The sequence below is a fragment of the Intrasporangium mesophilum genome (genome assembly GCF_054783095.1).
Map to the genome: position 1 here is coordinate 344,161 of NZ_BAAGRF010000029.1, position 14,851 is coordinate 359,011.

The window sequence follows — 14,851 nt, forward strand, 5'->3', positions numbered from 1 at the left end:
AGCCTTCGGCCGCTCGAGTCCCCGGGATCGGTCAAGCCCCGGTGGCCCCGATCCACGTCCGGGTCACGCCCAGAACCCGCATCCCGTCCAGGTCGGCGAGCGAGGCGCCGACGAATGCCGAGGCCTGGTCGGAGGTCTGCCACCGGAAGCGGTACTCCCCGGCGGTCGCGGCGTCGGCGATCGCGCGTGCCGCGTCCTGTGATGCCTGGGCCGCGGCGAAGGCTGCAGTCGTACGGTCTATGTAGGCGGACAGCTGAGGGAAGTATGCGTCGTCGCCGACCTCGGGGCGGGCGACGTTCGCGACGAAGTCGCTGGCCACGGCGGCCGGCTCGACCACCGACACGCGGACCCCGTGGGCGAGGGCCACCGGCGCCAGTGACTGCATGAAGCCTTCCACGGCGAACTTCGCCCCGCAGTAGGCGTCGGCGAAGGGCTGACCGACGGCCCCGCCAACGCTGGTCACCGTCAGGACGCGGCCAGAACCGTGCGCGCATCGAAGGCAGGACGAGCTTGGTCATAGCGACCGGGCCGAGGTAGTTGACCTCCAGTTGGGCGCGGACCTCGTCCATGGACAGCTGCTCGGCCGTCCCTACGGCGCCGCGGCCGGCGTTGTTGAGCAGGACATCGATGTGGCCATGGTCGGCGAGGACGCTCTCGACGCACGCGCGGGCGGCGTCGTGCTCGGTGACGTCGAGGGACCTGACGTCCAGAGCAACGCCCGCCTCGGACGCGGCGGCGTCGAGGGCATCGCGCCGCGATGTGTCGCGCATCGTCGCGACGACAGTGAACCCCCGCCGCGCGAGCTCGATGGCCGTGTGCAGGCCCATGCCGGTCGAGGTGCCCGTGACGAGGGCGGTCTGGCTCATGGCGCGACCATACGCCCGCGCTGCATCTGAGTGGCCACGACTATCCCCAGCCCCATGCCAGGAGCATTGCGTTATGGTGCCCCAGCAGCGGCACAGCCTAACACTCAGTCGTCTTCTGCGGACGGTCGTGCAGCGTCGTCTGAACCCGCTCTCTTTTCCGACTCCGCGCGTGCCCTCTCTGCCGCGTACGCATCGAGGCGGGCCGTCAGCGCGGCCTCGCGCGCGTCGAGTGCAGCCTCGTATTCCGCCCAGCTTGCGTATCCCCTATAGGTCATCGCACTCACCCCTTCAGTTTCCGATGACGGTTCGCGAGCAACATCCAGCTGAGTCCGCAGATGCACCGCGCGGTGGACAGCGAGATCCACCGCAGGCACCGGCTTGATCGCCGTCCGCCAGCGAGGGCGTGACCCAGGCGGACATTCCACCGCCGCTGCTGGGGACCGAGCCCACGCCCACCCCGCCAAGACCGGAGAACGCGGACCCGGTCGTGCCGCTCGATCGCTCGCGTCCGACGCCGGGGCCGCGCCCGGCCGCCAGGACGGCGGTGACCACCGCAGCCGCACCCATCGTCAGGGTCCAGGTGGCGTTCATCTCAGTCGACCTCCCGCGGGATGTCGTAGAGCGATCCGAAGTGCCAGAAGGGCGTGGTCGCCAGGTCCGGTCAGCTACCGAGGAACGGAGGCGGCGAGTGAGTTCACTCTCTCATGATCCTTCACTTCCCATGCAACTGCAATAGTCTTCGCTAAATATTTCATGCTCTAGCAAACTTCTCGACAAGAGTGCAGGATCCATCTAGCCCTGCTACGCTTTCGAGGCGTGACCAAGCATGTAACACCCTGGTCCCGGGGCCTGCGCGTGGCGGTCCCGGAGTATCCGGAGGTCGAGACCTCACGCGACGCGACGACCGCGAAGCTGGCCCGCAACGTCGCGGCCCTGTTCGGCGTGCCGGTGCCTCATGCCCAGGTATCCGACGCTCCATGGTTGTGTGACTACAACGAGCTCACCATCGTCGACATCGGCAGGGGATCGCCGCCTGGCTGGGCGCCTCTGGACGGGACACGGATCGCCTCAGCCACCCTGAGCAAGTTCGGACCAGAGGTGAAGTCGGCGATCGTGCTGACGGGATCGAACAAGCTGTTCGGCTCGTTGATGGGCCCGATGAAAGAGGTTCTCGAGATCACCGGGCTGGCCGACGATGGGCAACCGCTGGCCGATGCCAGTCGCATCTGCATCTGGGCCTCGCTGCAGCTCGATGCGTTTGTCGCCCAGCCCGCCTTGGCCATGGCCGCGTACCAGGCCCGGGCCATCCAGAGGGCGGCGAGCGTGCGGTGGACGCCGTTGGTGGATGCCCCAGCCCAGCAACCGCCTCAGAGCAGCGGGCGAACGATCGAGTTCGCCTCGAAACCTGAGACCGCGCAGCCCGCGATGGTCGGGGAATCGCGCGCCGACGCGGCCTCGTTGAACATCGTGGACAGCCTGATGGACAAGGTTGTCTCGCCCGTCGCTGTGAGCACGGCCGACGGCCTGATGAGCAGCAGGTTGCTCGTGGAGGAGACCACCAACCGGCTGCTCTCACACATCGCCAATGCCGTGGCCGACACCGGCTTCGCCCGGATCTCGGCCGGTTCGCGCGGTCGACGCCACCTCGACGTCGTCGTCAACCGCACCCCGGTGCTCGCCGCATACATCGATGCAAACCTGCGTCTCTTCAACGACATCCTCCCGTTCGAAGCACCCCGAAACCACGGGTCCGAGCAGCTCGACCTGGGACTGCCCAGCCACTGGCAGCGCCTGGTGCCGCGAGTCCCCTCGAAGTTCGAGATGCTGCGCAGCTCGACAACCGTCCGGTCTGCGACCATCCGGTCGCTGGCGAACCTCATCCGTGCTCTTCGCAGCATGCAGGCGACCATCCCGCCTGACACCTCCATCGAATGCCGCAAGCGCGCGCTGGGCCTGGTGCAGCTTGCCGCCGAGCTGTTCGGAGAGGACCACGAGGAGACCCTGACGGTGCGGTGTCTCTACGCTGACATGTTGTTCACCGCGTTGCGGCGCGGATCGGCAAGCGAGTTCGACGCCTACCGGGACCTGCCCAGCCTGTCGCAGCAGACCGTCCACGACTGCCTCCGGCTGTTCGAGACGTCTGACACGTGGCCGGCAGGGGAATGGCTGCACTGCCTGGACAGAATCTCCCCGACCCTGTCGCTGGCCATCCTGAACCTGCGGCGTGTCGACGAGGACACGGCCGATCGGGCCGCCGCAGCGCTGCTGGAGGCCTGGCACAAGGCGTTCGCCAGGCTCGGCGTGGACGTGACCGCCGGCGACCTCGTCACACTCCGCGCACGCTCCAACGGACTGGCCTCCCCGCTGCACCACTGGCTGATAGCCGCGACCCTCCCGGGCCAGCCGTTCGAACAGATCGAGCGCGCCATCGAGGTCGGCGAGAACGTCGTGCTCGAGCATCGGCAGCAGCTGGCCGAGGTCCGCAGGCACGACCGGCCGCTGCGCGACACGCTGCACGTCCTCGGTCGCGCCGTGGCCGACGCCTTGGACCAGTGGACCGATCCCGGCACACGCGACCACTACTCGCGCCTGCTGCTCGACATCGAGGGCCGGCTGGTGAGGACCTCCCGCATCAAGTTCCTGCTCGACATCGACCCCGCCGCCCCGGACTTCGCGCAGGAGGTCGAGTCCCTCATCACCTCCGATGCCGACGTGCTCATGTCCTTGGCCGCCGTGGGCCTTCGGAACGCCGAGCTGTCCCCCTCCGAGACGGACACTGCCCGCCAGGACCGTGCCCTCGCCCTGGCTGAGGCCATCCAGACCGCAGATCTGGGCATCCTCGTCGACAGTGACCTGAGCTGCCGGCTGCAACAGCTGAAGAAGACGAGGGACGGGCTTCGAGGAAGGGCCCTCGCCTCGGCTCGTTGAGGGCGCGAGTGGCATGGCGCCTCTGACGGAGCCCAACGTCCATGTGCGTCCCAGGTCAGCCCTGCGCCCTGCGCCGAGCGAAGGCGTCGCTGCGCCCTGAAATGAGTGATCGACCTGATGAGCGTGGTGTCACTGCGCATCAGGCTCGAGCCCGAGCAGGAGCATGAGAGTCCGGCGCACGCGCTCGAGGTCGTCGCGACCGACGACGGCCGCCCAGTCCTGCTCGACCCGGCGGCCGGCGTCCAGAGAGACCGGTCCGAGGGAGCGGCCCTTGTCGGTGAGGAAGACGAGGCTGGCCCGTCCGTCGTCGGGGTCGGGACGCCGGGTGACGTAGTCCGATGCGACGAGCAGGTCGACCGACTGAGCCATGGACTGCTTGCGCACCTTGGCCAAGCGCGCCAGCTCCCCGACCTGAATCCCCTCCGGGGGCACGAAGGGGATGACATTGGCGTGCGCCGGGGTGAGACCCGAGACGCCACGATCACGCAGGGCGGCATCCATGTCTGCGCCCCACTGCTGAGCCGCGAGGCGCAGGAGGAGACCGACCAGCGGTGTCGGGTTGTCGCGGACTGACATGATTGACAGGCTCCTGTCATTTTTCTACGGTGGACAGGTAACTGTCTAACACAGGAGGACACCATGACATCGACAGACGCCACAGCGAAGGCACCGACGCCCCCGCCGGAGCTGCCGTTCGGCACCGCACTCGCACTCGCCCAGCGCACCCTGAGCGCGCCCCTCTCGGCGGTCCTCGAGGACGAGCGGCTGCCCATGCTGGAGTGGTTCACCCTCAACGGACTCGGGCTTCGCGGCACGACGCGCACCGAGGTCGTGACCGGGCTGCTTGCCGGCAACGGGCTGGATTCCTCGGCCGCGCTCGACCTGCTGGCGCGCATGGCCGGCTCCGGGCTCGTCGAGCTGCACGCCGATACGGTCTCACTGACGGACGCCGGCGTCTCCCGGTACACCCGCGCTCGGGACCGGATCAACGAGGTGACGGCAAGGATCTTCGAGCCGTTCGGCGCGGCCCGCGTGGAGTCGGCCCGGATCCTGCTCCAGGAGATCGCGTACACCGACCCAGAGGAGCTCACACGTCGATCCATGTATGCCGTCTGACGGCCCAAGTGGGCCGAGCGGATGAGTCGAACGCGCGGACATGGGTGACCCGCCGGCCCTACTCGTCATCGCTTCGTGATCTGGACCAGCCGGACCATGGCGCATACTGAGGGGTGCCCACATACGGATCCTCCAGCCGACGCCACCTCGCCACCAGCCCCTTCCCAGCCGCTGTGGCGACGGAAGCCGAGACCTTCGAGATCGGGGACCGGGTCACCCATATCAAGCACGGCCTCGGCGTCGTCGTGGGGCAGAGCGACTCGACGGTCACGCTCCGGTTCGAGTCAGCGCTGATCCGGGTCAAGAGCCCGTACGACCGGCTCACCCGTCTCTAGGTCGCGGACACGACGAAGGCCGGTCCCAGCCTGGGACCGGCCTCGGTCGGCATCGGCGGGTGTGCTCTGCCGAGATGCTCAGATGGTCCAGATCAGATGACGCGAACCCGCATCGCCTGCGGGCCCTTGGGACCCTGCTCGATGTCGAACTCGACGGTCTGGTTCTCCTCGAGGCTGCGGTAGCCACCGCCGGTGATCTCGGAGTAGTGGACGAAGACGTCCGGACCCTCGGTCGGGGCGATGAAGCCGAACCCCTTCTCGGAGTTGAACCACTTGACAGTACCTTGTGCCATGACTGGCTCCTTCAGGTTGAGGTGGGACCGACCGGTCGGTTGGCCCCGAGTCATCAGGGGACGCACCCACTTCAGAACCTGAAGAAACTGCGCTCGCTGGTCGTCCTTGCGAGCGTGCGAACACGAGCACTCAAACGTGACGGGGATACAGTCTAGCGGAGCCGTCGGGGTGGTGGCGGCAACCAAGTCGCCTTTTGGAAGGAGCCTGACCTCAGCGTCCAGCCACAGAGGCCCTCGAGGCCCGCGTGACACGGCGTAAGGGGAAGGACCCGGTGGGGCACCCGGCGGCAGCTTCCGGTCGCCCCGGAACGCCGAAGCAGGAGGCCTTCGCCCGGCAGACGCGGCGCGGTCTCCCCGAGCGAGGCTCACGCCGTCGAGCGAATCCGATCCGTGGTGAAGAAGTCCCCGAGGGGAGGCGTCTGCACGAGCCGCGGCAGCCACGCCGCCCTGTTTCGGTCGAGGAACCGAAAACGTCGTGGCGAGCGTGCGGCGAGCAGGTTCGGCTCTTCGACGTACGCCATCGCGGCCTCGGCGAAGTCTTCACTCGGCCCGCCGGAGACCGTGTAGGAGGTGAGTGGCTGCTCGATCCACAGCGATGAGTTCCAGTTCTGACCGGTGATCTCGTACTGCGCCGGCGGTGGGGTTCCGTTCGCAATAGCCGTTTGCACGGCGGGGACACCGATATCGAAGAGCTGCGCTGCCGAGGTCGCCGTCCAGCCGATCTCGCGGCGGTACGTGGTGAAGGTCGCGGGGTCAGCAGCCATGGCGGCCTCGGCCAGGCCGTGACCGAGCTCGTGGGTGAAGATACGGCGAATGTCTTGCTCCCGCGTCGGCAACGGGACTGGTGCACCGCTGACCTGGCCGGGGGCTGAGAGGCCGATGACGACCGGGGGATAGTTGGCGGCGGCCGTGCTGCGGCCCGTGGGCAGTCCACGCCTCGAGGTCGTCGACGAGTCGTAGACGGTCAGCTGACCCGCGCCGAACGATGCGCCCGTGTCCGGGTCCGGAACCCCGATGCCCGCTGCGTTGACGTGGTAGTCGACCTTGAAGAACAGAATCTCCGTTACCGCGGGATATCCCCCCAGGCGTGCCTCGAAGTCCTCGAAGCTGTCGACGATGGAGCGGTACACCGGTGAGCTCGTTCCTGGGTCCCATGACTGCCAGTTCGGTAGCGAGATGCCGCCGGGCGGCGCACCACCTTGCGGCGTCGAGAGTGAGGTCTGCTCCGCCTCGGTGCCGGTGGCGATACGGGTCACCCCGTACCTGCGCATCGCCTGCTCGAACTCGGTGCGCGACATCGTTGCCGCCGCTGGCGGGGGTGCGTTCAGCAGGTTGGGATCGGGCGCGGGCGACCGTGAACGCCGCTGGCAGTAGACCGTCCCTGGCTGGGTCGCGGCCCATCTCGCACCGGCCGGCGACGCACCACGAGCGACCTCACCCGCGGCAGCCTCGGCCTGGGACTCCGCGCGCTCGTCGGGCCGTGACATCCTCGACGGCGCCTGTGGCGATTGATCCTGGTGCTGCACGACGTGCGCGAGCTCATGAGCGATGAGCTGCCGATCGTGCTGCAGGTGGTCACCCGCGAGCACGATGTGAGATCCCCATGAGTACGCGCGCGCGCCGAGGGCATCGGTGGAGGCCGCAGCACGCTCGTCGCTATGAATGCGCACGCGACTGAAGTCGTGACCGAAACGGCGCTCGAAGTACGATCGCGACTGGGTATCGAAAGGTGTGCCGGGCGAACGCAGCACTTCCTGCACGACGGCTGTCTGGCTGGTGCGCGGGAGAAAAACCGGCTGGTCGACCGAACCGCTGCCAGACCCCCGTCCTGCAGGCAGTGGCAGCTGGCGCGCCACACTAGTTGCGGGATCTGCAGCGGTCTTCGTCTGCGACGTAGCGACTTTCGGAGCAAACATCGTCGCACCCGCTTGGTCGTGGACTTGGGAATAGACGAACCGACTAACTTTACTATTCTACCACGCCATAAGAAGGGTAAAAGGCGAACTGCTTCGTGGGAGGATGCGAAACTCCGGCCTCTGCCAAAGATTCACATGGAGACAGAAAATAGACGCCAGGGCGCGGCATTTGACGAGCGCCTCAGCGCCAGGCGGCGACGATGGTGGCCACGATGACGAGCTTGGCAAGCCAGTCAGCGACGTGGATCGCGGCAAGGCGCCACGGCACCTTCTCGTGCAGCACCGAGCCGCTGAGGATGACGAGCGGGAAGCCCACCCATAGCAACACTCCGAGCGCTGCACCACCTGCTGCGGAGTCGATGCCGATCCGGGTGACGAGCACGGAGACGGCGACGACGACCGCGAGCGTGCGGAGCAGCTCGAGGGGGACCACTGCCCCAGCGGGCCGGGCATCGGCGGCGTAGGCAGGGGACAGCGCCGCGAGCCGGCGACCCTGAGCCGCGTACCAGACGAAGCTGGCGACGAAGGCGGCGGCGGTGGCGACGAGGACGCTTGCGAAGGTGCTCATGATGGAACTCCTCATGGTTGGTCGGTCACCTGCTACACGAACGGCGTCGAGCAGGATCGACAGCGTCGAGCGGCCGTCGTCGACACCCACCTGACCGAAGCGCGCGGCGGGTCGCGACGGCATACCTCGAAGGCTTCTCCCAGCGGACTTTCGGGAAACGCTCACCTACCGACCCGCGCAGGAATAGCGTCGACAGGTCACGTTTCCGGGGGCCCGGACGCGAGCCCCGTTGCACTTGGAGGCACCGGTGTTCCGTGCGCGCGCTCGACTCTTGACGTTCGTGACGATCTCGGCCGTTCTGGTCGCCGGAGCGCAGGGCGCTCTCGCGCAGGCCGCGCCTGACGTCGCCCAAGCGGCGGCGCCCGCGGCAGCCAGTCCTCCGGCTCAGACCAACAAGGCCGTGCTCTACGCGTCGGACGGCATGCGACCCGACCTCATGGAGAGGTATGCCGCGCAGGGGGCCATGCCGACCTATGCCGCGATGATGGCCAGTGGCGTGCGCGGCGAGAACGGCATGGTCCAGGCGTTCCCGCCCAACACCGGAGTCGGCTGGCACACCATCGCGACCGGCACCTACCCGTCCGAGCACGGTTCGACCAACAACACGTACTACCGGCCGGGCGAGGTGTTCAACAACCGCACGGCCTTCTCCGCGCCGGGAACCCTCCAGGCCGACCACATCGCTGCGGCGGCCGAGCGGGCCGGCAAGAAGGTCGCGCAGATCGAGTGGGTCGGTGGTGCGCAGGCTGGAATCGCCGGCCCCACAGTCGACTTCACCAACTTCTTCTCGACGCGGGGCGTGCTTGCCTCCCCGCTTGTCCCGGCGGAGCAGTCGGGCGCCGCGGCCTTCGGGATCAGCTACCAGGTGGCGGGGTTCGCCGGATCGAGCGGGTGGTCGAACGTCCCGGCCGGCGACCCGGTCGCGCCGCCGCAGGAGACCCAGCTGACGGTGGCGACGACGTTCGCCGCGCAGAACCCGACTCGTCTCTACGACATCTACGTCTACGACTCAGTGGTGGACGGCATCTCGGCGTACGACCGGGCCCTGCTCGTGCGTGCCTCGGCCCTCAAGGACGGCTCGCAGGCCGCCACCAACCTCGGCGTCGGAGACTTCAAGGAGGTCAAGCTCACCGGCGCGAACGGGCTCATCGGGGTCCGGACCGGCCAGACAGCCGGCTTCTACACCAAGCTCATCTCGCTGTCGCCTGACCTGTCGAGCTTCAAGCTCTACTTCACGTCTGTCGAGCGCGTCATCGCGACCTGCTCCACCGCCGCGTGTGCGGCTCTGCCGGCCGGTGGCAGCGGCGAGGACCGCCTCGAGAAGTACATCGCCGACAACCTGCCGACAGCCATCGCAGCCGACTTCGCCCCGCTCGAGGCTCGGGTCATCGACGAGGACACCTATGTGCAGCAGGGGCGCGACCTCGAGAAGGCCTATGGCGACGCCGTGCTGAGGTACATCCTCGGCACCCTCCAACCGAACACCGACCTCGCGCTCGTCGGCTACCCCGTCACGGACGAGTTCAGCCACCAGTTCATGGCGCTCGTCACGCCGACGGCTCCCGATGGCGGGCCCAACCCGGTCTTCGACGACACCGACTACAACGGCATACCGGACGGCCGGGTGGCGCAGCGGGAGGGGTACATCCGCAGCGCCTACCACGAGGCCGACGCCAAGCTCGGGCTCGCGCGCTCGCTCATGGGTGGGTCGCCGACGACGATCGCCGCGTCGGACCACGGGTTCGGGCCCCAGTGGTATGCCGTGAACGCCGGCAAGGTGCTCTCCGACGCGGGCCTGCAGTCTCCTGAGCAGCCGACCAACTGCCGCGCCGCCGCCACGACGAACCTGGCGAAGGCCTGCTGGGCCGGCGGCACCGCGCAGATCTACATCAACCAGACGCTCCCCCAGGGAACGACGTACGAGCAGGTGCGGACCCAGGTGATCGACGCCTTCCAGCACCTCACCGACAAGGACAACCCCGGCGATCCGGTGATCCTCAAGATCTTCAAGAAGGAGGAGCTGCGCAACGTCGACGGCAGCGACTCGCTGCACCCCAGCCGCAGCGGCGACGTCGTCGTCGTGGCCGCCCCGCCCTACCAGTTCGACGCGGCGACCCCGGGCCAGACCATCGCGCTGTCGAACTTCTTCGGTCAGCACGGCTACCTGCCCGACCTGGTCGACCTGCCCCACAACATCAACATGCACGCGACCTTCGTGGCCGCGGGTCCCGGCATCCGCAAGCAGGCATCGGTCGCGGGGATGCGGGCCGTCGACATCGCGCCGACGCTTGCGTTCCTCATGCGGATCCCCGGGCCGCAGCAGGCGCGGGGCAAGATCCGCCTCGACCTCACGACGTCGCCGAACCTCAAGACGGCCACGATCCTTGACATCAGCGACTTCCACGGCCAGCTCATCCCACTCGCCGAGGTGCCGGACAACCCGAGCACGCCGGTCACCACGCCTCCGACGCCGGCGACGCCGGCGTTCACCATCGGCGGCTCGGCATTCCTCAAGACGTGGTTCGACTGGTACCGGAGCACCGGCGAGGCTGCCGACGGGTCGCTGCTCGTCGCGGCCGGAGACTCGGTCGGGGCGACGCCGCCGATCAGCGCCTTCTTCGGCGACACCCCGACGATCGAGACGATGAACGACATGGGCGTCTCAGCGGACGGCCTCGGCAACCACAACTTCGACAGGGGCTCGGCCTACCTGCGCAACACGCTGATCCCCCTGGCGAAGTACCCGTTCCTGTCGGCCAACGTGGTCGACGCCAACGGCAGGACGCCCGCACAGTGGAAGCCGTCGCAGGTCTTCAACTTCGCCGGAGCCAAGATCGGCCTTGTCGGGTTCACCAACGACGACGCCCCAACCCTGGTGTCGCCGACCGCCTTCGACCCGTTCCATGTCGCAGACTCTCTCGCGGCGGTCAACGCCGAAGCCGCGCGCCTCAGGTCGACCGGCCTGCGGACCATCGTCGCGATGGGCCACCTCGGCGCGACGGCGGGCACGCTGGTCAACCCGACCGGCCCGCTCCTGGACCTCGCCGACAACGTGTCCAACGTCGACGTCGTCATCGGCGACCACACGGACTTCCAGGTGGTCAGCACGCGGGCCAACGGCGTTCTCGTCACGGAGAACAGAAGCAAGGGCATCCGCTTCACCCGCGTTCGGATCGTCGTCGACCCGGCGACGAAGGCACCGGTCTACGCGACGGCCGACTTCCACAAGCCCTGGGACATCGGAGTCACGCCGGACGCGACCATCCAGGCCCGCATCGACAGCCTCAACGCGCAGCTCCAGCCGATCCTCGCCGGCGTGATCGGGTCGTCCACGCGCTTCATCCCGCGCGCGGACGCCTGCGGTCAGTCCGCGGGCCGGACCTGTGAGTCGCTCGTGGGCAACGTCGTCAGCGACGCCATGCGCACGACGTACGCGTCGATCGGGGTCGAGTTCGCCATCACGAACTCGGGCGGGCTGCGCGACGCGCTCACGTGCCCGACGGTCGACAACCCGTCGGACTTCTGCCCGGCATACTCGCCACCACCCTTCCCGATCAGTCGCGGGCAGGTGCTCACGGTCCTGCCGTTCGGCAACGTCGTCGTGACGCTCACCGTCAACGGCGCCGAGCTGAAGTCGATGCTCGAGAACGGCATCTCCCGGATGCCGGCGATCGACGGTCGCTACCCGCAGGTCTCTGGTCTGTGCTTCACGTACGACATCTCGGCGGCGATCGGGTCACGCGTCACGGGTGCAGTACGGCAGGCCGCCGACGGCTCGTGCTCGGGGGCTCCCGTCGACCTCACGGTGGCGGGCACGTACAAGATCGCCGAGAACGACTTCATGGCGTCAGGTGGTGACGGCTACCCGAACTTCGCGAGCCGCGCGACCACCCAGAACATCATGGACCAGGTCGTCGCCGACCACATCACGGCCAGCTCACCGGTGAGCCCGGAGATCGTCGGACGGAGCCACTGCACGACGTCCGGTGCGACGGCCTGTCCAGTCGTGGTGCCCTGAAAGGCGGAAGGTGCTGGTACTGAAGCGCTTTCGGGCGTGGGGCGCGATCGTCGCCGCAGTCGCGGCGGCAGCCGTCGCCCTGCCCGTGCTCGCGGCGCCCACCGCCTCGGCCCACGGCGGGGAGGAGGCGCTGCTGGTCGAGCCGCACGCCACGTGGCCCGGTGGCACGGTCATGGTGCGTGGCGACCTGCCGGTGACCAGCGACGTCCACCTGCTGCTCGTCGACTCGGCGGGACGGATGACCCAGGTCGGCCGTGTCGACGACCCACCCAGCGGACACTTCGAGGTCCCCGTCACGGTGCCGGCCTCGACGCGGGTCGGGGCGTGGTCGATCGTCGCCGTCGTCGGTGGCGACCCGGTCGGCCGGGTCGCCCTCACCGTCGGTGCCGCCCCGCCGGCGGCGGGAGAACGCCCGGACCAGGCGGAGCCGGTGCTCGCCCCGGGCGCGAGAGCCACGCCACCACCCGCGGCCCAGCCGCCCAGCCATGCCGGGTATGCCGCTGCGGCTGACGTCGCCCGGGCGCCGGCCTCCACGGCTCGCCCACAGCCGCCGAGCGGTCCGACCGCTGGGGCGTGGATCCTCGCCGGTGCTCTCGTGGCATCGGTCACGGTAGGGCTCACGGCATACCTCATCATGCGCCTGCGCCGGCGGCCCGCCCGTCCTCTCTGAAGGACCGCCGAGCACAGGTCCGGTGGGTGCGGCGTCACGTCATCCGAGAACCTCAAAAGAGGTGCAGAAGTAGACCCCGACGGTCGATGCCTCATCGGCAAACTGGTTGAGGAGGCTCGAGTGTCTTGGGAACTGTCGCGTCAGACTGAGGCGATGGCGCGCGCCGACCATAAACGCAGGCGAGCTCATGTCGGCCCGCGCATGCCCGACCAAGATCATCGGACTCGAGTAGGTCCCTTCCAGGGCTTTGATGACACGATATCGCGTCACAGACACCATGTACTCGTCCCCGGCGTCGGGCGCTTGCGGGCCACAGGTGTCAACGGTGGCGTCAACAAGCAGGTCGCCTTCCATCATGCTTCCTTACGGCGCCGGACGCGTCACCGTGATCACCACGCGACGATTCCGCACTCGATCCACTTCTGCAGTGTTCGATGCGACAAATCTGGTCGCGCCTCGTCCTTCCATATGGATACGGGTACTATCAACTCCCGCGGCCACGAGCCCGTCACGTGCTCGTTCTGCGCGACGACGAGATAGATCCAGATTATGAGCGGCGGTGCCTGTCGAGTCCGTAAAACCCTCGACAAGAACGGTAGACAGAGTGTCGATCGCGAGAGCGGCAGCGACGCCTGCAATCGCAGCTCCCCCGCCGCCGGGAAGCGCGTCGGAATCAATCACGAAATGGTCTATCACATCTATGGATGCGACGTTCTTGGCGACGCGGCGCACATTGGAGATGGTGAAGTCACCACCTGCATGACGAGTGCGGTCGAACATGAGGTAGTAGTTCTCGAAGTCGTGGATTCGCGTCTCCACGTCCCCCACCGTCAGGCCAGCCGCCGCCACACGGCGCCCGGGTCCCACGAGCTCCTCCGTGACCGAGCTCTCGGCCCGCAGACCCGCCTCATGAGCATCCCCAAACAGGTCTTGACCAGGAACCGGAACGGCGGCATGCGCGTGATAGTTCTCGGAGATCTCATGTGCCAGCTTCGCGATACCATTTCCCGGCGCGCCACCCTCAATGGCAAGGACGTCATCCATATCTATGCGCTGCACCCTGCTCCCCGTCAGGTCCGGAGGGGTTGGAAAGGCGCCCACAGACACGCCGGTCTGGTGTGTGCCGAAATTGACCTCGGCATCTTGCACCCCGTCGTTCATGATGGTGGTCAGTATTCCCTCAAGGGCGGGTGACGTTGCTGGAGCCACTCTCGACGCGATGGCCTGGATTTCGTTCGTCAGGGGATCCCGCTTCAGATCCAGCCCGATGGCGGGTGCGACCAGATCAATGAAGCTGTCAACGTCCGCCTCACTTCCTGTGGCGATCAGCCGGCGTTGAGCGATCGGGACCTCGACCCCCCGTTGCTGAACCGTATGAGTCAGCTCATGGGCAAGGAGCGAGCGGCCGGCCATCGTTGACGGATCATATTGGTCAGCTCCGAACACGACGTGCTGCCCCACCGTGAACGCCGCCGCGCTCAGTGCCCGGGCGGCATACGCCGCTGTTGCGTCCGAATGGACCCGGACCTTGCTGAAATCGTGGGTCGCCCGAGGTTCCGGTCCCTGCCGGAGGTCAGGGCCCGCATTTGCCGGCGGGTCGGCCTCACGCACTGGTGAGATTTGTTCTGCTACGCGATCGGCTTCCCACTCGTCGGGGTCCCTCGGACGACTGGCCCTCATGCCGTATTTGGCAACATGGTGCCCCGAGGGGTGAACGCCGATGTGGTGCTTCGCAAACTGCTGTTCCATGACGGCGCGGGTGGCCGCGTCGAGTGGCCGACCAGCGGAAGACAGCACATTGCGCACGATGGACGGAACCTGGGACGCGGTGGAGACTGCCTGGTGCGGCTCAGCGCGGACCCGGAGCCGGGAGATGTTGTGCGCAAGCCTTGACTGAACGGCTCTTCGAAGGGCATCTGGAGAGACGCTTCTCCCTGCTCCAGCCGCGGCGATGGGCCCTGTAGTCCGGGCAGGAACATCGTGCGCATCTCGTGACGGACCCGCAGGGGCCTGCGCCAAGTGCGAACCAGGAGAGCGCGACGTCCTCAGGGGACTTCGTGTCGCGGCCATGAGCTGCCTCCTCGTTCGGCTACCCAACCGTGCTCGAGCATGGCTCAGATGGTCGGTGTGGCGCATGACAT

The 14,851-nt window shown here is 67.7% G+C and carries 11 protein-coding genes and 1 pseudogene; 5 read left to right on the plus strand and 7 right to left on the minus strand.

All coding sequences use genetic code 11. The features are described from left to right. Nucleotides 1-31 precede the first annotated feature (31 nt). Nucleotides 32-866 (minus strand): annotated as a pseudogene (locus tag ACYVLP_RS21490) (SDR family NAD(P)-dependent oxidoreductase). A gap of 816 nt (nt 867-1,682) precedes the next feature. On the opposite strand from ACYVLP_RS21490, the gene ACYVLP_RS21495 reads away from it, so the two are divergent. Next, nucleotides 1,683-3,794 (plus strand): hypothetical protein, encoded by a 2,112-nt coding sequence (locus ACYVLP_RS21495; protein ID WP_460629345.1) that lies wholly within the window; start codon nt 1,683-1,685, stop codon nt 3,792-3,794. Between the two features lie 129 nt (nt 3,795-3,923). On the opposite strand, the gene ACYVLP_RS21500 is transcribed toward ACYVLP_RS21495, so the two are convergent. Continuing rightward, nucleotides 3,924-4,370 carry a MarR family winged helix-turn-helix transcriptional regulator gene (locus ACYVLP_RS21500; RefSeq protein WP_460629346.1) on the minus strand — a complete coding sequence of 149 codons (447 nt, stop codon included), beginning with the start codon at nt 4,368-4,370 and terminating at the stop codon, nt 3,924-3,926. Between the two features lie 63 nt (nt 4,371-4,433). Here ACYVLP_RS21500 and ACYVLP_RS21505 point away from each other — a divergent pair, with 63 nt between their 5' ends. Both ACYVLP_RS21505 and ACYVLP_RS21510 read left to right on the plus strand, forming a co-directional pair. Beyond that, on the plus strand, nt 4,434-4,910 hold the full coding sequence (locus ACYVLP_RS21505; RefSeq protein WP_460629347.1) for a MarR family winged helix-turn-helix transcriptional regulator: 477 nt from the start codon (nt 4,434-4,436) through the stop codon (nt 4,908-4,910). A gap of 173 nt (nt 4,911-5,083) precedes the next feature. Further along, nucleotides 5,084-5,245: a hypothetical protein gene (locus tag ACYVLP_RS21510; RefSeq protein ID WP_460629348.1), complete on the plus strand. Its 162-nt coding sequence runs from the start codon at nt 5,084-5,086 to the stop codon at nt 5,243-5,245. A 92-nt stretch (nt 5,246-5,337) separates the two neighbouring features. Here ACYVLP_RS21510 and ACYVLP_RS21515 read toward each other — a convergent pair whose 3' ends face one another. The 3 genes from ACYVLP_RS21515 to ACYVLP_RS21525 form a co-directional block, all read right to left on the minus strand. Beyond that, entirely contained in the window at nt 5,338-5,538 is a 201-nt protein-coding gene (locus ACYVLP_RS21515; protein WP_452269088.1) for a cold-shock protein, read from the minus strand. Nucleotides 5,539-5,903: 365 nt separating this feature from the next. Next, nucleotides 5,904-7,454: an eCIS core domain-containing protein gene (locus ACYVLP_RS21520; RefSeq protein ID WP_460629349.1), complete on the minus strand. Its 1,551-nt coding sequence runs from the start codon at nt 7,452-7,454 to the stop codon at nt 5,904-5,906. 181 nt (nt 7,455-7,635) lie between these two features. Then, nucleotides 7,636-8,022 (minus strand): DUF1761 domain-containing protein, encoded by a 387-nt coding sequence (locus ACYVLP_RS21525; RefSeq protein ID WP_460629350.1) that lies wholly within the window; start codon nt 8,020-8,022, stop codon nt 7,636-7,638. A gap of 280 nt (nt 8,023-8,302) precedes the next feature. On the opposite strand from ACYVLP_RS21525, the gene ACYVLP_RS21530 reads away from it, so the two are divergent. Further along, the gene (locus ACYVLP_RS21530) at nt 8,303-12,040 is read left to right on the plus strand and encodes an alkaline phosphatase family protein (protein ID WP_460629582.1); all 3,738 of its coding nucleotides are present in this window, start codon (nt 8,303-8,305) and stop codon (nt 12,038-12,040) included. Nucleotides 12,041-12,050: 10 nt separating this feature from the next. Next, nucleotides 12,051-12,710 carry a hypothetical protein gene (locus ACYVLP_RS21535; RefSeq protein WP_460629351.1) on the plus strand — a complete coding sequence of 220 codons (660 nt, stop codon included), beginning with the start codon at nt 12,051-12,053 and terminating at the stop codon, nt 12,708-12,710. Nucleotides 12,711-12,749: 39 nt separating this feature from the next. Here the strand turns inward: ACYVLP_RS21535 and ACYVLP_RS21540 are convergent, their stop codons facing one another. Both ACYVLP_RS21540 and ACYVLP_RS21545 read right to left on the minus strand, forming a co-directional pair. After that, on the minus strand, nt 12,750-13,064 hold the full coding sequence (locus ACYVLP_RS21540; protein ID WP_460629352.1) for a hypothetical protein: 315 nt from the start codon (nt 13,062-13,064) through the stop codon (nt 12,750-12,752). 9 nt (nt 13,065-13,073) lie between these two features. Next, nucleotides 13,074-14,516 carry an eCIS core domain-containing protein gene (locus ACYVLP_RS21545; protein ID WP_460629353.1) on the minus strand — a complete coding sequence of 481 codons (1,443 nt, stop codon included), beginning with the start codon at nt 14,514-14,516 and terminating at the stop codon, nt 13,074-13,076. Between the last annotated feature and the right edge of the window lie 335 nt (nt 14,517-14,851).

Bases quoted from the DNA above. Each gene is read 5' to 3' on its own strand.
- ACYVLP_RS21525 (WP_460629350.1), bottom strand. From the start codon at position 8,022: ATGAGCACCTTCGCAAGCGTCCTCGTCGCCACCGCCGCCGCCTTCGTC.
- ACYVLP_RS21520 (WP_460629349.1), bottom strand. From the start codon at position 7,454: ATGTTTGCTCCGAAAGTCGCTACGTCGCAGACGAAGACCGCTGCAGAT.
- ACYVLP_RS21540 (WP_460629352.1), bottom strand. From the start codon at position 13,064: ATGGAAGGCGACCTGCTTGTTGACGCCACCGTTGACACCTGTGGCCCG.
- ACYVLP_RS21515 (WP_452269088.1), bottom strand. From the start codon at position 5,538: ATGGCACAAGGTACTGTCAAGTGGTTCAACTCCGAGAAGGGGTTCGGC.
- ACYVLP_RS21505 (WP_460629347.1), top strand. From the start codon at position 4,434: ATGACATCGACAGACGCCACAGCGAAGGCACCGACGCCCCCGCCGGAG.
- ACYVLP_RS21500 (WP_460629346.1), bottom strand. From the start codon at position 4,370: ATGTCAGTCCGCGACAACCCGACACCGCTGGTCGGTCTCCTCCTGCGC.